Here is a 20,428-nt window from a genome sequence, read left to right on the forward strand (position 1 = left end):
TAATCTAAATTAGACGAATTAAAAAGAACGAATACTTGCCTCGAATGTTAACGCGAGGCAACCAACACCAGACGGAGATGATCTCATGGCCGGCCGCAATGCCCTGCTCGCCCCGGCGGCTCGCCGCCTCAATCGGCGCGAACTCGGTGCAGCTCTCGCCTTGACCCTGATCGCCGCCATCGATCTGACGAGCCCCGCCTCCTTCGTCACCCGCAGCTTCGCGCAGACGCCCGAGCGCATCGTCGCCGCCGGCGGCGTGATCACCGAAGTGCTGTATGCGCTGGGCCTGCAGGACAGGCTTGTGGGCGTCGACTCGACCAGCCAGTTCCCGGCTGAGGCGCTGAAGGACAAGCCCAATATCGGCTATGTCCGGGCCCTCTCGGCGGAAGGCGTGCTCTCGCTCAGGCCCTCGCTCGTCATGGCGATCACCAGCGCCGGCCCGCCGGATGCGATCTCGCTGCTGAACGAAGCAGGCGTGCGCCTCGCGCGGATTCCCGATGATATGAGCGCCGAGGGCGTCGTCACCAAGATCGAGGCGATCGGCGCGGTCGCCGGCGCGGCCGAGCCCGCGCGCCGGCTCGCGGCGCAGACCAAGGCACGCTTCGACGAGCTGGCGACGCTGCGCACGGCTTTGCCGGCTAAGCGCCGTGTGCTCTTCGTGCTGTCATTGCAGAATGGCCGCATAATGGTCGGCGGGCGCAACAGTTCGGCGGACGCGATCATCGATCTCGCCGGCGGCATCAATGCAGCGGCCGCAGTCGAGGGCTACAAGACGATGACCGACGAGGCGATCATCGCTGCTGCGCCCGACGCCATCCTGATGATGCGCAACAGCGGCAACCACGACACGGCAACCGAGGCGCTGTTCGCCTTGCCCGCCTTCTCCCAGACGCCGGCGGCGGCGCAGCGCGCCCATATCGTCATGGACGGCCTCTATCTGCTCGGCTTCGGCCCGCGCACGCCGGCGGCCGCCCGCGACCTCATGGCCGCGCTCTATCCCGGCGCCGCGATCCCGCCGCTGAAGACGGCGGCTGCACCATGACGCTTGCCGCCCGCCCCGGCGAGCTCGCCGCCTTGTCGTCGCTTGCAGCCTTCGCGGCCGGCCGGAGGCGACAGGCGGTCCTCGCGGTCGTCGGCGTGACCTTGCTCTGCCTCGTGCTCGCCATCGTCGCCACCGGCCAAGGTGCGGTCCAGATCGCCCCGGCTCGCGTCGCCGAGATCCTGATGGCGAAGCTCTCCGGCCAGGGCGAATTGCTCACCGGGCGCGACGCGCTGGTCGTGCTCAACATCCGCCTGCCCCGCGTGCTGCTCGCCATGCTGATCGGCGCGGCGCTCGCCATCTCGGGCGCGCTGATGCAGGGCCTGTTCCGCAATCCGCTCGCCGACCCCGGCCTCGTCGGCGTCTCGGCCGGAGCGGGGCTCGCCGCGGCGACGACCATCGTCCTGGGCGACCGCCTCCTCGCCGGCACCGGCTTCAAATTGCCTTTCGCCGCCCTGCCCGTCGGCGCCTTCTGCGGCGGCCTGATCTCGACATTGGCGCTCTATCTGATCGCGACGCGCCAGGGCCGCACCTCGGTCGCGACCATGCTGCTCGCCGGCGTCGCGCTCGGCGCTCTGGCGGGCTCGCTCACGGGCCTGCTCGCCTTCATCTCGGACGACCGACAATTGCGCGACCTGACCTTCTGGTCGCTCGGCAGTCTCGGCGGCGCGAGCTGGGCCAAGCTCGTCATCGTCGCGCCGATCGTGCTGCCCCTGCTCTTGGCCGTGCCATTGCTCGCGCGCGGGCTCAACGCCCTGATGCTCGGCGAGGCCGAGGCCTACCATCTCGGCCTGCCGGTGCAGCGCATCAAGGGGCTTACCATCCTGCTTGTGGCGCTCGCCGTCGGTGCAAGCGTCGCGACAGCCGGCGTCATCGGCTTCGTCGGCATCGTCGTGCCGCATCTGATCCGACTCGCCATCGGGCCTGACCACCGCCTGCTATTGCCGCTTTCGGCGCTTGGCGGCGCGACCCTGCTGGTCGGAGCAGACATCGCTGCGCGCCTGATCGTGGCCCCGGCGGAGCTGCCCATCGGCATCGTCACCGCAGCGGTCGGTGCGCCGTTCTTCCTCTGGCTTCTCCTGCGCCGGGCAAACCATGTCGACCTCTGACGAGCACGGCCCCGCGCTCGTCGCCTGCGAGGGCGTCAGCTTCGCGATCGGTCGGCGCAAGCTCGTCGATCAGGCCTCGCTCGAGCTGCGTCCGGGCCGCACGACCATTCTGGTCGGCCCCAATGGCGCGGGGAAATCGACCCTGCTGAAGCTCCTGACCGGCGAATTGCATCCGAGCGCAGGCAGAATATCCTTCGATGGCGAGCCACTCAGTGCGGTGCCGGGCTGGCGGCTCGCCTCCCGGCGCGCCGTGATGGCGCAGCAGACCAGGCTCGCCTTTCCCTTCACCGTCTACGAGGTCGCTCGGCTGGGCGTCGACGGCGTCGGCCGCCGCCAGCCGCGCGGCCAGCGCGAAGCCCTGATCGGCCAGGCCCTGAGCGCAGCCGGCGTGCTCGACCTCGCCGCACGCAGCTACCAGACCCTTTCGGGCGGCGAACAGCAGCGGGTGCAGTTCGCCCGCGCGCTCTGCCAGCTCGAGGCCGGGCGCGGCGCCGGGCCATCCCAAGCGCTCTTCCTCGACGAGCCGATCGCAAGCCTCGACCTCTGCCATCAGCTCGCGCTTCTGGACCTGGCCCGCAGCCTCGCCAGCCGTGGCGTCGCCGTGCTGATCGTGCTGCACGATCTCAACCTCGCCGTGACCTATGCCGACGAGCTCGTCATCATGGACCAGGGCCGCATCGTCGCCCGCGGCGCCCCTGCCGCGACGCTGGACGACGCGCTGCTGCGCCAGGTCTTCAAGGTCGATCTCTCGCTCAGCCGCGCGCCGGCGCCGGGCCTGCCTTTCCTGCTGCCGCAACAACACCGGGCGCAGAGCGCCGCCTGACACGGCTAATCCGCCAAGCTTTCACCAGACTTCCAATGTTCGGCGGCTGGTCGGTTTCTCCAAGGGCAGGATGCGAAAAAGTGGGCACCGGTTTTTCGCATTGATCCTGCTCTCACTTTTAGATGAGAGCTGGAGCGAAATCAGGCTGCGGGAGCCAAGTTCGCTGGCTTTCGCGCCGTATCGGCTACAGCCTCGGCCATCCGCAGGGCCGCCTTGCGCTCGTCGATATAGTCGCGCGTCAAGGGAACGGCCTCCTGATGGCGCACGATCTGGAGCTGGAAGACGACGACGTCCTGATGCTCAAAAGCGGCCTGGCTCATCGCCAGATAGAACTCCCACATCAGGCAGAAGCGCTCGTCATAGAGCGCCAGCGCCTCCTCGCGGCGCGCCATGAAGCGCTCGCGCCAGGCCTGCAATGTCTTGGCGTAGTGCAGCCGCAGCACCTCGACATCGGTGACGATGAGCCCCGCCTTCTCGGCGGCGGGCAGGATTTCCGACAGGGCCGGCAGATAGCCGCCGGGAAAAATGTAGCGGTTCAGCCAGGGGTTGGGATGATTGGGGCCGTCCGAGCAGCCGATGGTGTGGAGCAGCATCACGCCGTCCTCGCTCAGCAGGCGCCGGCAGGTCTCGAAGAAGGCCGGGTAGAAGCGCGGGCCGATATGCTCGAACATGCCGACCGAGACGATGCGCTCGAAGACGCCGACGACATCGCGATAATCCTGCAGGGCAAAGCGCGCCCGCCCGCCGGCCCCGGAACGCTGCGCCCGCTCCTTGGCGACCGCGAGCTGCTCGCGCGACAGCGTCACACCCAAAGCCTCGCGGGCACGCGCGGTTTCCGTCAGATACAGGCACATGCCGCCCCAGCCGCAGCCGATGTCGAGGACGCGGTGCTCGGGCTCGACCAGGAGCTTGGCCGCGATATGCCGCTTCTTCGCCAGCTGGGCGTCATCGAGGCTCTGCTCCGGGTTCTCGAAATAGGCGCAGGAATATTGCCAGTCCGCGTCGAGGAAGAGCGCGTAAAGCCGGTCGTCGAGATCATAGTGATGCGCGACGTTCTCGCGCGAGCGACCGCGCGTATTGCGCGTGGTGAGATGGCGCAGCAGGAAGCGGCCATGATCGAGCGCCCGCTCCACGAGGCTGGACCAGTTTCCGATCCAATCGGATCGTTCAACCGCTCCAGCTTTTTGTTTTGACGCGTTTTCTTCACGCGAACCGGTGTCCACTTCGCTCGAAAACACTCTCGCAGGCTGCCCCCGCGCGCCCGACAGGATCAGGGCCAGGAAACCATGGATCGTGCCCTGCTCGACCAGGAGCCGCCGATCCATGAAGAGCTCGCCGAGCTTCATCTCGGGATCGAGCAGGAAGGCCCATAAGGCCATCCTGTCGGCAAAGCGGACCTGCACCGGCGCGCCGGAACCGTCGCCGCAGCTGAACCTGCGGCCATCGGGCAGGACGACATGCAATGTGCCGTGGACGACGAGCCGCGAAAGAACCGCTTGGAGAATTCGGAGCATCGGCGATCCCTTGAGGCTGTAGAGCAGCTCTCGCACAGGCTGGATTGGGCGCAGGAGCCGGCCACCTGGCGCAGGAAACGTGCCAGGCCTGCCCGGTGTGTCTGCAGGCGTGATGAGCGAGAGGCCTCTGCCGGATCGACACCGGAAGTTGGCCGCCATATCCCGCGCTTTCCGGTCAGAATGGCGCTTTTCGGCCTGAAACAGCCGAGCAGACCGTGCCGCTGCGCGCCCCTGATCCAGGCCTCTTGAAGCGTCTGGCCGAGCGGGATGAAGCTCCATTTTTTGATGGAAACTCCAGGGCAGAGAGCTTTCGCCGTTCCCTAAAAATGGAAATACCAAGTTAAATCAATAGATTGCATAATGGCACACCCCTTGCGCAGACGCTGCCGTCAACAATTTGGATCGGGCGTCAGCAATGGAATGGCAGGCCATCGTCGATTTCGACGGTACGATCTCGTGTCAGGACACGACGGATCAGATCCTCGGGCGCTTCGCGGAGCCCGCCTGGCAGGAGATCGAACAGGACTGGATCGACGGCAAGATCGGGTCCCGCGAATGCATGAAGCGGCAGGTCGAGATGCTGCGGGTCTCGCCGGGCATGCTCGACAGCTTCATCGCGGATATCGAGATCGACTGGGATTTTCCCGCCTTCGTGCGGCTCTGCATGCGCCATGACATTCCGGTCACCGTCGTCTCCGACGGGCTCGACCGGACGATCAGGGCCGTGCTGAACCGCGCCGGGCTGGGCTTCCTGCCGATCGTCGCCAACCGTCTCGACTATGCCGGCGAAGGCCGCTGGCAGCTGACCTCGCCTTACGCCTCCACGACCGGCGGCTGCGACAGCGGCACCTGCAAATGCGCCGTCACTGATAGCCTGCACCGGCCGCTGACCCTGCTCGTCGGCGACGGCAAGTCCGACCATTGCGTCGCCGGCCAGGCCGATCTCGTTTTCGCGAAGAAGGGCCTGATCGCCCATTGCCGCGACCAGGGGCTTCCCCACCACCCGTTCACCGACTTCTCCCAGGCCGTCGGCCTGCTCGAGGAGCTGCTATGCGCCACCGCCGCGAGCGGCCAGGCGCGCGAATTGACGAAGGATACGATCCATGGCTGACGGCTACGCTCTGCTCGATACGCCCGCCCCTCAGGCGGTAACCCCGGCGCCCCTCTCGCATAGGGATGAGCAGGCCCGGCTGCTCGCGCTCGAGGCGCAGTATTGCTCCCATGGCGACACGGTCCACTACACGCAGTTCCCCAAGATCTTCTCGGGCTGCGAAGGCTCCTTCATGTTCGACGATGAGGGCAACCGCTTCCTCGACCTGCAGATGTGGTACTCGGCCGTCAATTTCGGCTACGCCAATCCCCGCCTGAACAACGCGCTGAAGCGCCAGATCGATACGCTGCCGCAGGTCGCCAGCCAGTATCTGCATCGCGAGAAGATCGAGCTCGCCGCGCTGATCGCCAGGGATGCCGAAGCCAAATTCGGCGAGAAGGGCCGCGTCCACTTCAATGTCGGCGGCGCCCAGGCCGTCGAGGATTCGCTCAAGCTCGTGCGCAATGCCTCAAACGGCAAGAGCCTGATGTTCGCCTTCGAGGGCGGCTATCACGGCCGCACGCTCGGCGCCTCGGCCATCACCTCGTCCTACCGCTATCGCCGCCGCTTCGGCCATTTCGGCGAGCGCGCGCATTTCATCCCGTTCCCCTACCATTTCCGGGGAGCCAAGGGCATGAGCAAGGAGGAGTATGGCGAGCACTGCGTGCAGCAGTTCGCTCGTCTCTTCGAGAGCGAATATAACGGCGTCTGGGATCCCAAGACCGGCCAGGCCGAATACGCCGCCTTCTATGTCGAGCCGCTGCAGGGCACCGGCGGCTACGTCATCCCGCCGAAGAACTTCTTCATCGGGCTGAAAAAAGTGCTCGACGACCACGGAATCCTGATGGTCGTCGACGAGATCCAGATGGGCTTCTACCGGACCGGAAAATTGTGGTCGATCGAGCATTTCGGCGTCACGCCGGACGTGATCGTCTTCGGCAAGGCCGTGACCAACGGGCTGAACCCGCTCTCGGGCGTCTGGGCCAAGGAAAAGCTGATCAACCCGACGATCTTCCCGCCGGGCTCGACGCATTCGACCTTCAACGCCAATCCGCTGGGCACCGCGGTCGCGCTCGAGGCCATGAAGATGATGGCCGAGGACGATTACGAGACCATGGTCATGGAGAAGGGGGCCTATTTCCTCCGGGGCCTGGAAGAGCTCAAGCGCCGCCACAAGATCGTCGGCGACGTCGACGGGCTCGGCATGGCGCTGCGCATCGAGATCTGCGAGCCGCATGACAGCTACACGCCGTCGAAGCGGCTGGTCGACCTGATGTGCGACGAGGGCATGAAGGCCGATCTGGAGACGGATGGGAAACGCTACGGCCTCGTTCTCGACATCGGCGGCTACCACAAGAACGTCATTACGCTGGCTCCCGCCCTGACCATGAGCCACGCCGAGATCGATCTGGCGATCAAGCTGCTCGACCAGCTGTTCACCCGCGTCGCAAACGCCTGATATCCCCCGGAGGCGGCCTTGCGATTGCGCGTGATCGATCTCGACGGCAGCGTGGCGGCTCAGGAGCCGCTGCGCCGGCGCATCGATGCGGGAGCCGCCACCCGCATCGATGCCGCCGATCTTGCCTCCTCGCTGCGGATTTTCGCCACCCGCGCCGCGATGGACAGATTCACCGGGCGCCTGCGCGACAGCGCGGCGCCCGGTGACGAGCCTTCCGTAACCTTTTACGGCTCCGGCGATTTCCACCACCTGACGGCAGGCCTGCTTGCCGATGTCAGGCGCGATATCAGCGTGATCCATTTCGACAACCACCCCGACTGGGTGCGGTTTCCGCCGACCTTCAATTGCGGCGCCTGGGTCAACCGGGCGCTGGAGCTGCCCCATGTCAGGCGCGTGGTGACGCTGGGCCCGTGCAGCGGCGACCTCGTCCGGCCCGAATTGCAGTTCGCCAACCTGCCGGCCCTGTCGCAGGGGCGTATCGAGCTTTATCCCTGGCGCCACGCGCCGTCCCGCATCTGGGGCCGCTATCGCGACGGGCCGTCCCATCGCCAGGATCGCGGCCACCTGCATTGGCGCAATCTCGCCGATGAGCGCTGGGACGGCTTTCTCGACGAGCTGATCGACAGGCTGCCGACGCAGGCCATCTGGATCACCATCGACAAGGATGTGCTCGGCGGCAGCGACGCCGTGACCAACTGGGACCAGGGCGACATGCCGCTTAGCCAGCTGCTCCTGGCGGTCGAGCAGCTGGCCGAGCAGTGCGAGGTGCTCGGGATCGACGTCTGCGGCGACTATTCGGCTGCCGTCTTCTCCGACCCCTTGCGGGCGACATTGGCCTATTTCGACCATCCGCCGCACTTTTCGCCCTCAGTGGATGATCTGGCGATCAATGCGCAGGTCAACGCCGCCCTGCTGGGTTGTTTCGAGCGGGTGCTGTCATGAGCCTGTCGCTGATCCTCTGGTTCGCCGTCTCCGTGATCTGCGACGTCGCCGGGCAGCTTTGCCTCAAGCGCGGCGCCGACAACCTGCCCGAGGTCCAGGGCCGCGAACTGGCCATGGCGCTGCTCTGCTCGGCCTGGGTCGCGGGCGGCGTCCTGATCTACATCGTCGAGATCTTCGTCTGGCTGCGCATCCTGGCGGAAGTCCCGCTCTCCATCGCCTTCCCGATCGCCAGCCTGAATTTCCTCGGCGTGACGCTCGCCAGCCATGTCTTCCTCAAGGAATCCGTCGGCCGCCTGCAATGGCTCGGCGCAATCCTAATCACCCTGGGCGTCGTCGTCGTCGCCCGCACAGCCTGACGGAGCGACCGTGCCCCTCGCCGATCACAGCCTCCGCTTCTCCGGCAATCGCACCGGTTTCCTGCTCATCCATGGCCTGGGCGGAACGCCGGTGGAACTGCGCCTCGTCGCCCGGGCCCTGCATCGGATCGGCGGCCATACCGTGCATTGTCCGCAGCTCGCCGGCCATTGCGGCAGCGAGGCCGATCTGCTCGCGACGAACTGGCAGGACTGGATCGCCAGCGTCGAAACCGCGCTCGACCGCATGAAGACGCAATGCGACACGATCATCATCGGCGGCCTGTCGATGGGCGCGGTGATGGCGATGTACATCGCCGCCAAGCGCCAGGATGATATCGCCGGCCTGGCGCTCTATGCGCCGACGCTCTGGTATGATGGCTGGTCGATCCCCTGGTACAGCTTCCTGCTCAAGCTGCTGATCGACACGCCGATGGGCCGCCGCTTCCGCTTCGTCGAGCGCGAGCCCTACGGCATCAAGGATCCGCGCATCCGCGCCATGATCGTGCATGCGATGGGGCGCGGTGACAGCGCCGTCGCCGGCCTGCTCGGGACGCCCTCGGGCGCGGTCAAGCAGATGTGGGGGCTGATCAGGGAAACCCGCCGCAGCATGGGCACGATCAGGCAGCCGGCCCTCATCGTGCATGCGCGCGAGGATGACGTCGCAAGCCTGGCCAACGCTATCCATATCCAGCGCCATCTCGGCGGGCTCGTCGACACGGTGGTGCTCGACGATTGCTACCATCTCGTCACGATCGACCGGCAGAACGACGTCGTCATCGAGCGGAGCCTGGGCCTCGCGCAGCGTCTCACGGCGGCCTTCGCCGCCAGGGGCAGCGCAGGCGCCTGCGCCGTCGCCGCCGAATGACCGCGCTGCGCGCCCATATCGCCCGTCGCGTCGCCGAGATCGACGCCACCGCCTGGGACGCGTGCTTCCCGGGCGAGGTGGAAAACCATGCCTATTACACCGCCTGCGAAACCGCCGCCTTGGTGAGCGGCGCGGAACTCGTCACCTCCGCGGCCTCTGTCGAGCGCGATGGCGAGACGATCGCGGTCGCGCCGTTCTTCCTGATCGACTACCGGCTGGACACGCCACTGCAGGGGCCTCTGCGCGCGCTCGGCGATTATCTGTTCCGGCATGCACGGAAGCTCGTTTCGCTGCGGGTCCTGTGCATCGGCTCGCCCTATGCGGAGCGCTGCCATGTCGGCCTGTCCCCGCAGTTGGATGAACAGGCCCGGCAGCAGGCCCGGCTTGCCTTGCGGGAGGCGATCGACGCCCATGGCCGTGATGAAGGCGTCCACATCATCGCCTGGAAGGATCTCGCGCCGGACGATGCCGAGGCCTTCCGCGACATCCTGAGGCATGACGGCTTCATCCGCCTCGGCAGCCTGCCCGTCGCGGTGCTCGATCTGCCCGCGAACGAGGCCGATTATCTCGCCACGCTCTCGACCGCGACGCGCAAGGATATCCGCCGCAAGCTCGCCAAGGCCGGGGATGTCAGGATCGAGATGCGCCATTCGATCGCCGGCATCGAGGCCGAGATCGTCGCGCTCTACGAATCGACACGGGCGCAAAGCGGCCTCGACTATGGCGATCTCGAAAAGCTGCCGCCGGGCTACTTCTCCGGGATCACGGCAGCGCTGGGCGAACGGGCGCTGTTCGTCCTCTACTGGGTCGGGACGACGCTGGCCGCCTTCAACCTGCTGCTGATCGAGCGCGAGCGCGTCATCGATAAGTTTCTCGGCATGCGCTACCCGCTGGCGCGCGAGCACAACCTCTACGCCCTGAGCTGGATGACCAATGTCCGATATTGCCTCGCCCATGGCATCAGCCGGCTGCAGAGCGGGCAGACCGCCTATGCCTCGAAACTGCGCTTCGGCAGCCGGCTCGTGCCCTCGGTGATCTTCTTCCGGCACCGGCAAGGCGTGCTCAACTGGGCCCTGCGCTCGATCAGCCCCTATATCGCCTTCGACAGGCTCGACCCTGATCTGAAGGCCCATCGCCTCCAACAGCACGCGCAGTTGTCACCATGAGCGCGACCGAAATGCCGTCGACCGGCGTGCCCTGGCGCATGATCGCGATCTGGACCCTGTTCATCGCGCTCGACACCGGCACGCAGCTCGCCTTCAAATGGGGGGCGGACGGGCTCGCCGATCTCGATTTCGGGCTGGCGATGATCTCCCGGGCCCTGACCCTGCCCGGCGTCTGGCTGGCGGCGCTCGGCTATGGCGGCACCTTCGTCGTCTGGATGATCATCCTGCGAACCACGCCACTGAGCCGGGCCTTCCCGATGACCGGTCTTGCCTATGTCACCGTGCCGCTGCTCGCCTGGGCGGTGCTCGGCGAGCGCATCAACCTCGTGCAGGCCGGCGGAATCGCCACGATCATCGCGGGCGTTCTTCTACTGGGATCGGGAGAAACGGATGAGGACCATGCGTAGAGCTCTCTCCCTTGCCTCGGGCATCATCGCCACCCTGCTCTTCGCGCAGATCGCCATGGCGGACTCGCTGACCGACATCATCGGCCGCTGGCGCGATTCCGATGGTGAATCCGAGATCGAGATCGCCCGCTGCGGCGCGGCCCTGTGCGGCACGATCGTCTGGCTCAAGCAGCCGCGCATCGATTCCGCCAACCCCAACGCCGCAAACCGCGGGCGCTCGCTGCTCGGCCTGCGCGTGCTCAGCGGCTTCAAGCCCGACCCCGCTGCTGCCACATTCAGCGGAGACGGCTATAACCCCGAGGACGGCCGCAGCTACAAGACCACGCTGGAGCTGAAATCGAAGACGACGCTCTCGATCAAAGGCTGCGTGATGGGCGGACTTATCTGCGATGACGACATCTGGACGAGGCGTCCATGAAGCAGCACGCCCTGCCGCTTTTCCGGCGCGCGGCCAGCGCAGCTAGCGCGGGATGATCGTCGCATGATACCGGGCCGCATGACGACATTGAGACTGCGGCTGGTGATCGGCTTTCTGCTGGTCAGCGTGCCGGCGATGCTGGCTTCGGCCTATGTCGCCGCACGGCTGATCTCGAACGCCTTCGAAAGCAATGTCGAGCAATGGCTGGGTGAAACCTCGCGCTACTTCAAGCTGCAGGTGCGCGAGGCGACGCTTGAAGCACAGCGCGTCGCGAGCGTGATCGCGCAACGCCTCGAAACCGTGACCGAAGACGAGTTGCGGCATCCCACGATCCTCGAAAACGACCTCGCCGTCCTGAACTCGGTTGGCTACGATCTGATCGCGATCTACACCGACGAGCATGAGATGCTCTACGCCTCGCGCAACATCGTGGCCGCGGACGCGTTGCCGAGGCGGACCGTGCAGGGCATCTTCAAGATCGAGACCGACGGCAAGCACTACATCATGGCCGGCGCCGTCCAGACCGTGAAACTGCTCGGCAAGACGGCGCATGTGATCGTCGGCACCTGGCTCGACGACCAGTATCTCGGCGGCATCAAGGTCGTGACATCGCTCGATGTCAGGCTCTTCGCCGACACCGGCAATGGCTTCGAGCCGATCCTGCTGACCCATCCTGCCGGCGCAGCCCGACCGGTTCCCCAGGCGATCCGTGACAAGCTCGAATCCGGCGCCAGGACGATCTTCGACAACGAGGCCGATGAAGGCGCCTATCGCGCGATCTATACCGGCTTTCGCGGCATTGACGGCAAGCTCGTCGCCGTCGCCTTCATCGGGCTGACCAGCCGGGCCGGCTTCTTCGAGCAGATCGGCCGCTGGCGGCTTTTCGTCGGCATCTTCCTGTTCGGCTCCGCGCTCGCCATCATCGTCGGCGTCGCGATGTCGGGCATCCTGGTCAAGCCGCTGCGAGCGCTGACGCGCGGCGTCAGATCGATCACCGCGGGCGACTACAAGCAGCGCGTGCCAGCCCAAGGGGGGCGCGAGATCGCCGAACTGGCGACCGGGTTCAACATCATGGCCGAGCAGCTCGGCAAGGTTCAGGCCCTGGAGGCCGAATTGCGCCGGCGCGACCGCTTCTCGGCGCTGGGACAGGCGGCGATGGTGATCGCGCATGAGGTGCGCAATCCGCTCGGCATCATCAAGACCTCGACCGAGGTCGTGCGCAACCGGGCCAAGCTCGGCCCCTCCGAGGATCGCATGCTCGGCTACATCATCGACGAGGTCCGCCGCATCGAGACCCTGGTGCGCGATTTCCTCGATTTCGCCCAGCCCAAGGAACCGAGCAAATCGGTGTTCCTGCTGCGCTCGGTGATCGACCGGGTCGCATCCTTCGCCGCGCCGGAGCTGGCCAAGCGCCATATCGCCCTCGATATCCAGGATGAGAGCAACGGCGCGCTGATCTCGGGTGATCCCGATCAGCTCCACCAAGCCTGTCTCAACCTCGTGCTCAACGCCATGGATGCGATGTCCGCGGGCGGTACGATCACCGCAAGCCTCACTGTCGAGGACACGCAAGCCTCGCTGACGATTTCCGACAGCGGGCCCGGCATTCCCCCCGCCATCATCGGCCAGATCTTCAACCCGTTCTTCACCACCAAGGCCAAGGGCACGGGCCTGGGCCTCGCCAAGGTGCTCTCCGTCGCCGCCGCCCATGGCGGAACGGCGCATTGCGCGAGTAGGGAAGGACAAGGCGCCTCCTTCACCATCGCCTTGCCCGTCGCCCCGCCCGATGCCCTGCCCAGGATCGCCTCATGACGCATACGATCCTGGTCGTCGATGACGAGACCCGCCTCGCCGATGTGCTGACCGCTGCGCTGGAGGATTTCGGCTACCGTGCCATCGCGGCCGAAAGCGCCACGGACGCGCTCGCGATCCTCGACCGGGAGCGGATCGACCTCGTCCTGACCGATCTGCGCCTGCCGGGCATGGACGGCCGGACCCTGATGCGCGAGGTGCGCCGGCGCTGGCCCGACATCCCGGTGGTGATGATCACCGCTTTCGCCGCGGTGCGCGACGCTGTCGAGCTCGTCAAGGAAGGCGCCTTCGACTACATCGCAAAGCCCTTCGAGATCGACGATGTCGCGGCGACGATCGGCCGGGCGCTGCGCCTGAGCGAGGTCGTGCGTGACAATGAGCGCCTGCGCACCGAGCTCGAGGGCCGCTACAGCTTCGAGAACCTGATCGGCAACAGCCCGCCCTTTCGCAGGGTGATCGAGCAGGTCACCGAGGTCTGCGAGACGCGCGCCACCGTGATGCTCAATGGCGAGAGCGGGACCGGCAAGGAGGTGGTGGCGCGCGCCATCCACTTCAACAGCCCCCGGCGCAAGCGCCCTTTCGTCGCGGTCAATTGCGCGGCGATCCCCGAGGCTTTGCTTGAAAGCGAGCTGTTCGGCCACGTCAAGGGCGCCTTTACCGGCGCGCTCGCCAACCGGGTCGGGCGTTTCGCCGCCGCCGATGGCGGCACGCTGTTTCTCGATGAGATCGGCGATATGCCGATCGCGATCCAGGCCAAGCTGCTGCGCGTCATCCAGGAGCGCAGCTTCGAGCCCGTCGGCGGCAATCAGAGCCAGACCGTCGATGTCCGCATCATCGCAGCGACCCATAAGGATCTGCGCCAGGCCGTGGCGGGAAACCAGTTTCGCGAGGATCTGTATTACCGCCTCAACGTCTTCCCGATCCAGCTGCCGGCCCTGCGCGAGCGGCGCGAGGACATCGCGATCCTGGCCGCGCATTTCCTGCGCCTGTTGGCCGAAAGCGTCGGCAAGCGCGTCATCGGCTTCACGCCCGGCGCACTCTCGGCAATGAGCGGCTATGCCTGGCCCGGCAACATCCGGGAGCTGCAGAACTGCGTCGAGCGGGCCGTCATCGTCGCGAAATCGCCGACGATCGATGCACCCGATCTGCCGCGCGACCTGTTCGACGCCCCGGCGCGCCAGCGCGAGCCCGACGATCCGCCCACTGATCTCGACGCGGAGCTCGAGCACATCGAACGGCGCTTCATCATCGAGGCCCTGCGCCGCACCGATGGCAAGCAGGTCCTGGCGGCGCAGCTGCTGGGGATCGCCGAACGCAGCCTCTGGCATCGCATCAAGAAGCTCGACATCAAGGTCAATCGCCGCGTCGCCGAATGAGGCTCATGCAAGGACTGAGGCCCATGCAAGGGAAGACGTTGGCCCGAGGGCGCCGATGTGTCATGCCCCTAGCGAAGTGTTTCGGGAGTTTTCCGCTTGGCTCGTTTACCATTGCCGATGGCCTTGCTGGCTGGCCTCTGCGCCACGATGAGCGGCGCGCATGCGGCCGATCCCGTGACCCCGGTCCTCAATCCCGAGCCCGCCTCCGGCTGGATCGTCTCGCTCGGCGGCTCCAGTCAGATCGGCCCGAAATATGATGGCGCGAGCAAGGCCGGCTTGTCCGGCATGCCCTCGATCAGCTGGCGCCGTGCCGGCGAGGACGCCGGCTTCAGCAGCCCTGATGACGGGCTCGACTACGCGCTTTACGAGACCAAGACCTTCAGCTTCGGCCCTGTCGCCAGCTTCCGCTCCGGCCGCTACAGCGGCACCGACGTCAAGCTCAACGGCCTGAGGGACGTGCCCTGGACGATCGAGGCCGGCGCCTTCGCCGAGTTCTGGCCGATCCAGGACCGCCTGCGCACGCGCATCGAGATCCGCCAGGGCTTCCACGGCCATCACGGCGTCGTCGCCGATCTCTCAGTGGATTGGGTCGAGAAATTCGGCGCCTTCACGCTTTCGGGCGGGCCGCGGCTTTCGCTCGGCGACAAGGCCTTCATGCGCAAGAATTTCGGCGTCAGCGCAGGCGAAGCCGCAGCGAATGGCTGGCTGACAGCATACCGCCCGCAAGGTGGCCTCAAATCGGCCGGCGTCGGCGCGGCGCTCGACTACGAATGGTCCCAGTCCTGGACGACGACCACCTTCGTCAAATATGAGCGGCTGCTCGATTCCGCCGACACCTCTCCGATCGTCCGCGTGCTGGGGCAGCGCGACCAGGTGACCTTCGGCCTGGGCGCGACCTATTCGTTCAAGGTCGGCGGCTGACAGAGCATTGCGCGAAAAAGTGGGCACCGGTTTTTCGCGGGAGCAATGCTCTGAACTTTTAGTATCGAGCCCGATGCGGCCGCTCAGTTCTCCGGGATGAAATCGGCGTCGCTGATCGTGAAGCTGCCGTGAGCGCCGTCGCGCGGATTGATCGTGAACTCCAGCGCGCCGCGGCATTCGCCACGATCCTGGCCCGTATGGGCGCCGCTGCAATACCGCTCGAGATGGCTGATCGTCCGCGGCGGCATGCCGATGTCATCGAAGCGGACGCTGCCCGTGGCGTCGCTCGCCACGCCGCCCTTGGACGTTGAGAACCGTACGATCGTGACGTTCTCGACCCGGATGAACTCTCCGGCGGCCCTGTGATCCCTGACCTTCGCGAGAGTGACGACGCGCGCCCCATCCTGAGCGCTTGCCGCGCCGGCCAACGCCATCAAGCCCGCAACAACCCACACCCGCATAACCGCCTCCGCCTTCGAGCCGCGGGGGATGCCGCAGCAAGGCCTGAGTCGTCAAGGGTCATGACGGCCAAGACGCGTTCGACATGACCGAAGCTGAGGAAAATGGCGTCCCGGAAGGGACTGCCAATACTATCCTAAATCAATGACTTACAAAAAGGTTCGCCAAAAAAAGTGCACTACCTGTTCCCGTCGTTGGCCATCGGCATCGGACGTTCGCCACAGCGGGGTGGTGCCCCTGGCCGGGGAACCTCAATCGGCCGATTCAACGCTTTAGCGGGCAATGAGAAATAGAAAACCGTCGCGTCGCTTTGTTGATTTTTCGATGGGTCACTTTCCCACTTTCACGCCGACCAATGGGATTCCCGATCGCGGAATCGTATCCAGCACGTCAGCTTGGAAGCGGTACCAACTCGCCGACGGCGAACAGCGCGATCCCCGAACCAGTATCGCAACAAGACCAGGAATGGACCTCATCGCTACAGGGGCCTTGCCTTCCTTCACTTTGCTACCGTAGCGTGCACCCAGGGAGAGATGCATGGCTATAAAAAACAGCAAGAAATTCTTCGCGTATCCGGGGATGCCTTCGGACCTCACATCTACAATCGCAGCCGCCGCAGAAGGATACCTACTTCGGAACAAAAGGTCGGTCCAAACGTGGCCCCAATTGCCCGTTTTCGGCGCATATATTCCTGACACGATTCGCGAAGCGATCGAGTCCAGTGACGTAGTTTTCGCAGATATAACGGTTGCTAATTACAATGTTTATTACGAAATCGGCTTCGCGATTGGTCGCGGTAAGATTGTCGCACCTGTATTAAACGCATCTTTTGCAAATGCCAGCGAAAAAATACAACAGGACGGTGTGTTCGATAACATCGGCTACCGGTCCTACAAAAATTCCGAAGACCTGATTGGAATACTCTCAACGCCTCCCGATAACCGGCTCCTGACCCTTTATGAGAAGGAACTCAATTCAGATCAGCCGTTGTTTCTTATGGACGCGTTGATCAAAACAGATTTTCGAAATCTGGTTGCAGGCGCCGTCAAGGACAGCGGCGTTTTCTTCCGAAGCTTTGATCCCGAGGAAATTCCGCGCTTCCAAACGGTTAAGGCGATTACCGACGTGACCTCGTCGTCGGGCGTTATCATCACGATCTTGGCGGCCCATATCGTTGATGCTGAGCGCCACAATCTAAGAAGCGCGATCCTAGCCGGTATTTCGCACGGCCTGGGCCGAGCGACTTTGTTGCTAAAGGACGCACCCCTTCCGGCTCCACTGCCAGCAGACTATCGTGATGACGTTCAGACAATAACGCAACCCTCCGATGTGGTCTCTACCGTCAAACAGTTCTCAAGTCAGGCAATATACGGGACTCAGACGATCCAGAAAGCTGGCGTTCGCGCCGAACGAACAAGCCTGCAGCGCCTTGAGTTGGGTGCATCTTCGGCAGAAAATGAGTTTAGGACGCTCCAGCAATATTTCGTCGAAACATCTGAGTTCCAAAAAACGCTTCGCGGCGAGATCAACGTGGTCGCGGGGCGAAAAGGGTCGGGGAAGACCGCAATATTTTTCAGAGTGCGAGATATCGTAAGAGAGCAAAAGAACACGATCGTTGTTGATCTAAAGCCTGAATCGCATCAGCTCAGCTACTTTAGATCCGAGCTCATGAAAACGCTCGACGCGGGCGTTCTGGATCACACTATAGCAGCATTTTGGTATTTTGTAATTCTCACCGAGCTTCTATTAGTGCTTCATCGGGATTACAAATTTAGGTCTAAATTCAATGATAATGCTTTGTCAGCAGAGGCCCGTATAGGACGAGTATTAGGAAAATTTGGAATCGATCAAGAAGGCGATTTCTCCATCCGACTAAAAAAGTTAGGCGCCCTCATATTGATCGAGATCGAGAAAGAGTCGTCTCGCGGTAAAACAATTTCGGCAGAAATGATTACTGGGATCGTGTTCCGCGCAGGGATCAACGAAGTCAAATCTACGCTGATCGATGAGACCACGGTAAATACGAAATTTCTATTCCTTTTTGACAATTTAGATAAGGGATGGCCGGCTGATGGCGTCGACGCTTTCGACATCAGAATGGTGCGATTGCTCGTTGAAAACCTCGATAAAGTGCGGCGCGATTTCTTGGTCGCTGATCGCGATCTGAATACTGTGGTCTTCCTCAGAAACGACGTTTACGAGTTAATGGTCGATGATACCCCTGACAGGCAGAAGTCGGGGCATGTTAGGATCGACTGGACGGATACTACCAAACTTCGACAGATAATTTACTTCCGGCTAAAGGCCTCGGCTATGAAGCAGTCCGCCGCAAAAGGGAATCAAAACTTCGAACAATTGTGGAACGCTCATTTCGATCCGATTGCGGCGGGGATGAATAGTTTTGAATATCTAGTGAAGCATTGTGCAATGCGGCCGCGATTCCTGATCAATATCGTCGAAGCGGCCATTTCCCATGCGATCAATCGACAGCACCAAAAAGTCGACGAGGATGACTGCATCGAGGCAGTTCGCTTGCACTCGCTCTATCTGATGAATGAGTTCGGATATGAGATACGGGATGTATCGAAGCTGCCCGCTAACATACTTTCAGCGCTAGTCGGGCTTGGTGCGCTTGTTACCAAGGACGAGATTATCTCACGCTTCGTTGTAAGACGTAATCTTTCCTCGTCGGACGCGGATCTCGGCTTCAAGCTAATGTTATGGTATGGCTTGCTTGGCGTAATTAACAGCTCCGGCAAAACAAAGTACATATATGATTTCGACTACAATCGAACGCGCTTCGAAGCTGAGATTCAGAACGTCGATGACGAGCCGCTATACGAGCTAAATCCTGGACTGCACGTTGGATTGGTAAGCTGAAACGCAAAAGGGCCGTGTTGAGCGGCCCTTTTTATTTATCGCTATTGCTGACGTATGGAATGAGTTCACATGCTCGCCTCGGCAACTAGCGGTCACAATCTGCGCTCGGAACACAGATGCTTGATGCGGTTTCTAGCTGATGAGGCTGCTCTTGACAACCGTTATCTCTCCCTCAGCGCGATTCGTCCGGAACGCAGCGTTACCCTAACGCTGAAAAACTTATGAATAGCTGTGACATGCACAAGACGCGCGATGATGCCGTGAACTCCGCCGAAATGCCCGACGAAAGCGCGTGCCAGGCGCGGGCCCTTAAACGCGATCCGGATGTTCTCCGACGCCGGAGCTCGATCCAATTGGCTCTCAGCCTACCGGCTAGTTCCCTTGTCAATCTATCCTGCTGACGAGGACCTTATCGACGCGGCGGCCATCAAGGTCGACCACCTCATAGCGCCAGTGGCCCTTCTCGAAACTCTTGCCGACCGCCGGGAGACGGCTTTGCCGCAGCCAGCACCTCCCGATAGTAGCCCATCGCTAACCGTTCCAGATCGGCCCTGCTCAGCTCACTGAGATCACGGTGCGCCAGCTTCGCTGCGGATCGAAGCTCGGTGAAGCGGTCCATGATAGCCGGCACCTGCTCATCACGGCGGCGGAGTGCTTCGGCGCGATCCGACGTGCCGAGGCTCTTCAATGTTTTCGACGTGCCGTAGGTCCGAGCGTAGGCCACGGCAACATCCTTCGGAACCCGGATGTTCAGGTAAAACATCCCCTGTTTGCCACGACGCCACAGCTTCACGGACGTGCGTTCCCCGCGCATGTTGTGTTGCACCCGTGTGTTGCAGGTTGAGCCGTAGATTGTGCTGATATCTGAGGAAGTTGCAGCAAATCAAGGATTTGCGTGTAGAGCTGGCGTCCCGGAAGGGATTCGAACCCCTGACCTACGGTTTAGGAAACCGTTGCTCTATCCTGCTGAGCTACCGGGACGCACGCGAAACCGTGTAGCATAATCGCCATGCCGGTGAAGCCTCTTCTCGTCGTTTTTGTCGTTGTGGCAGCGCCTTTCAGCGCGGCCAGGGGCGCCGGGCCCTGCACGGAGCTGCCGGCGGACGCGCCGGTCGTGCGGCTGGCCGGCGTCGATGCGGCCGGCGACCCCGTCCTGGCGGATGGCCGCAGTTTGCGGCTCGTCGGCATCGCGCCGCGCCAGAACGCGGCGGAAGCGGCGCGCTTCGCCAGCGAAATCGGACAATGGCGCGACCGCGAGCTGAAGCTCGTCATCCTGGCCGGGAGCGACCGCTGGGGCCGCTTGCCGGCGCGGCTGTTTGCGCCCGCCGAGGCCCCCGGCTCAGAACCGGCGAACCTTGCGGCTGCCCTGTTGCGCAGCGGCGCCGGGCAACGCCTGCCGGAGGCGGCTTTTCCCGATTGCGGCGCGACACTCGCTGCGCGCCCCTCAGCCGCGCGCAATCAGGCGCAAACGGAGCCCAATCCGGTTGGGGACGCCATCGATGGTCACGATATTGCCGCCTTGAAGGCGCAAGCGGGGCGCTTCGTGGCGGTCGAGGGACGGGTGGCTTCCGTGGGCGAGCGGGCGCAACGCACCTATCTGAATTTTTCAAGGCGGCGCACCGAGGCCGGTGCGATCATGCTGTCGCGCACAATATGGCGCGAACTCCAGGCTTCCGGCTGGACCGCGAGCGGGCTGACCGGTAAACGCGTGCGAGCACGCGGTGTGCTATCGGGACAGGATGGCACCCTGCTCGAGGCGGCTTCGGCCGCCGCCCTGGAGCTGATCGACTGA

General features: G+C 63.8%; 19 protein-coding genes, 1 tRNA gene and 1 pseudogene. 16 read left to right on the forward strand and 5 right to left on the reverse strand.

All coding sequences use genetic code 11. The annotated features are described in order from the left end of the window. The first annotated feature begins 85 nt into the window (after positions 1-85). From BHK69_RS02260 to BHK69_RS02270, 3 genes are read left to right on the forward strand one after another with little or no spacing between them, the layout of a single operon-like run. Positions 86-1,042 carry a heme/hemin ABC transporter substrate-binding protein gene (locus BHK69_RS02260; RefSeq protein WP_083269072.1) on the forward strand — a complete coding sequence of 319 codons (957 nt, stop codon included), beginning with the start codon at positions 86-88 and terminating at the stop codon, positions 1,040-1,042. After that, positions 1,039-2,148, forward strand: coding sequence for a FecCD family ABC transporter permease (locus BHK69_RS02265; protein WP_083269073.1), 1,110 nt, complete (start codon positions 1,039-1,041; stop codon positions 2,146-2,148). The genes BHK69_RS02260 and BHK69_RS02265 overlap by 4 nt, the downstream gene beginning before the upstream one ends. Next, a complete protein-coding gene (locus BHK69_RS02270; protein ID WP_069688693.1) occupies positions 2,135-2,971 on the forward strand; it encodes a heme ABC transporter ATP-binding protein in 837 nt (278 codons plus the stop codon). The genes BHK69_RS02265 and BHK69_RS02270 overlap by 14 nt, the downstream gene beginning before the upstream one ends. Before the next feature lie 140 nt (positions 2,972-3,111). Here BHK69_RS02270 and BHK69_RS02275 read toward each other — a convergent pair whose 3' ends face one another. Beyond that, a complete protein-coding gene (locus BHK69_RS02275; RefSeq protein WP_069688694.1) occupies positions 3,112-4,485 on the reverse strand; it encodes an SAM-dependent methyltransferase in 1,374 nt (457 codons plus the stop codon). Between the two features lie 415 nt (positions 4,486-4,900). Between BHK69_RS02275 and BHK69_RS02280 the strand changes: the two genes are divergently transcribed. The 11 genes from BHK69_RS02280 (at position 4,901) to BHK69_RS02330 (ending at position 15,297) form a co-directional block, all read left to right on the forward strand. Further along, complete coding sequence (locus BHK69_RS02280; protein ID WP_069688695.1) at positions 4,901-5,596, forward strand: MtnX-like HAD-IB family phosphatase; 696 nt, start codon at positions 4,901-4,903, stop codon at positions 5,594-5,596. Continuing rightward, a complete protein-coding gene (locus BHK69_RS02285; protein WP_069688696.1) occupies positions 5,589-7,034 on the forward strand; it encodes an aspartate aminotransferase family protein in 1,446 nt (481 codons plus the stop codon). Before BHK69_RS02280 ends, BHK69_RS02285 begins: the two co-directional genes overlap by 8 nt. Before the next feature lie 18 nt (positions 7,035-7,052). Further along, the gene (locus BHK69_RS02290) at positions 7,053-7,976 is read left to right on the forward strand and encodes an arginase family protein (RefSeq protein WP_199579027.1); all 924 of its coding nucleotides are present in this window, start codon (positions 7,053-7,055) and stop codon (positions 7,974-7,976) included. Then, positions 7,973-8,332: an EamA family transporter gene (locus tag BHK69_RS02295; protein WP_069688698.1), complete on the forward strand. Its 360-nt coding sequence runs from the start codon at positions 7,973-7,975 to the stop codon at positions 8,330-8,332. Before BHK69_RS02290 ends, BHK69_RS02295 begins: the two co-directional genes overlap by 4 nt. A gap of 10 nt (positions 8,333-8,342) precedes the next feature. Next, entirely contained in the window at positions 8,343-9,197 is an 855-nt protein-coding gene (locus tag BHK69_RS02300) for an alpha/beta hydrolase (protein ID WP_069688699.1), read from the forward strand. Beyond that, the gene (locus tag BHK69_RS02305; RefSeq protein ID WP_069688700.1) at positions 9,194-10,363 is read left to right on the forward strand and encodes a GNAT family N-acetyltransferase; all 1,170 of its coding nucleotides are present in this window, start codon (positions 9,194-9,196) and stop codon (positions 10,361-10,363) included. Before BHK69_RS02300 ends, BHK69_RS02305 begins: the two co-directional genes overlap by 4 nt. Further along, positions 10,360-10,770 carry an EamA family transporter gene (locus BHK69_RS02310; protein WP_069688701.1) on the forward strand — a complete coding sequence of 137 codons (411 nt, stop codon included), beginning with the start codon at positions 10,360-10,362 and terminating at the stop codon, positions 10,768-10,770. The genes BHK69_RS02305 and BHK69_RS02310 overlap by 4 nt, the downstream gene beginning before the upstream one ends. After that, positions 10,763-11,188, forward strand: coding sequence for a DUF2147 domain-containing protein (locus tag BHK69_RS02315; protein WP_069688702.1), 426 nt, complete (start codon positions 10,763-10,765; stop codon positions 11,186-11,188). The genes BHK69_RS02310 and BHK69_RS02315 overlap by 8 nt, the downstream gene beginning before the upstream one ends. A 78-nt stretch (positions 11,189-11,266) precedes the next feature. After that, on the forward strand, positions 11,267-13,000 hold the full coding sequence (locus BHK69_RS02320; RefSeq protein ID WP_069688703.1) for a sensor histidine kinase: 1,734 nt from the start codon (positions 11,267-11,269) through the stop codon (positions 12,998-13,000). After that, a complete protein-coding gene (locus tag BHK69_RS02325; RefSeq protein ID WP_069688704.1) occupies positions 12,997-14,376 on the forward strand; it encodes a sigma-54-dependent transcriptional regulator in 1,380 nt (459 codons plus the stop codon). The genes BHK69_RS02320 and BHK69_RS02325 overlap by 4 nt, the downstream gene beginning before the upstream one ends. 96 nt (positions 14,377-14,472) lie before the next feature. Then, a complete protein-coding gene (locus BHK69_RS02330; RefSeq protein ID WP_148663299.1) occupies positions 14,473-15,297 on the forward strand; it encodes a MipA/OmpV family protein in 825 nt (274 codons plus the stop codon). An 83-nt stretch (positions 15,298-15,380) separates the two neighbouring features. On the opposite strand, the gene BHK69_RS02335 is transcribed toward BHK69_RS02330, so the two are convergent. Beyond that, on the reverse strand, positions 15,381-15,731 hold the full coding sequence (locus BHK69_RS02335; RefSeq protein ID WP_069688706.1) for a hypothetical protein: 351 nt from the start codon (positions 15,729-15,731) through the stop codon (positions 15,381-15,383). A 562-nt stretch (positions 15,732-16,293) separates the two neighbouring features. Between BHK69_RS02335 and BHK69_RS02340 the strand changes: the two genes are divergently transcribed. Further along, positions 16,294-18,636 (forward strand): P-loop ATPase, Sll1717 family, encoded by a 2,343-nt coding sequence (locus tag BHK69_RS02340; RefSeq protein WP_069688707.1) that lies wholly within the window; start codon positions 16,294-16,296, stop codon positions 18,634-18,636. A gap of 384 nt (positions 18,637-19,020) precedes the next feature. Here the strand turns inward: BHK69_RS02340 and BHK69_RS31245 are convergent. The 3 genes and pseudogenes from BHK69_RS31245 to BHK69_RS02350 all read right to left on the reverse strand — a co-directional run. Then, positions 19,021-19,125 (reverse strand): annotated as a pseudogene (locus BHK69_RS31245) (hypothetical protein); the annotation flags it as partial. Further along, entirely contained in the window at positions 19,079-19,450 is a 372-nt protein-coding gene (locus tag BHK69_RS33535) for a DUF6538 domain-containing protein (protein ID WP_425285543.1), read from the reverse strand. The pseudogene BHK69_RS31245 and the gene BHK69_RS33535, both read right to left, overlap by 47 nt. A gap of 90 nt (positions 19,451-19,540) precedes the next feature. Further along, positions 19,541-19,617: transfer RNA gene (locus tag BHK69_RS02350), tRNA-Arg, on the reverse strand. A 28-nt stretch (positions 19,618-19,645) separates the two neighbouring features. Between BHK69_RS02350 and BHK69_RS02355 the strand changes: the two genes are divergently transcribed. After that, positions 19,646-20,428: a hypothetical protein gene (locus BHK69_RS02355; RefSeq protein ID WP_069688709.1), complete on the forward strand. Its 783-nt coding sequence runs from the start codon at positions 19,646-19,648 to the stop codon at positions 20,426-20,428.

It is taken from the genome of Bosea vaviloviae (assembly GCF_001741865.1).
GTDB classification, from domain to species: domain Bacteria; phylum Pseudomonadota; class Alphaproteobacteria; order Rhizobiales; family Beijerinckiaceae; genus Allobosea; species Allobosea vaviloviae.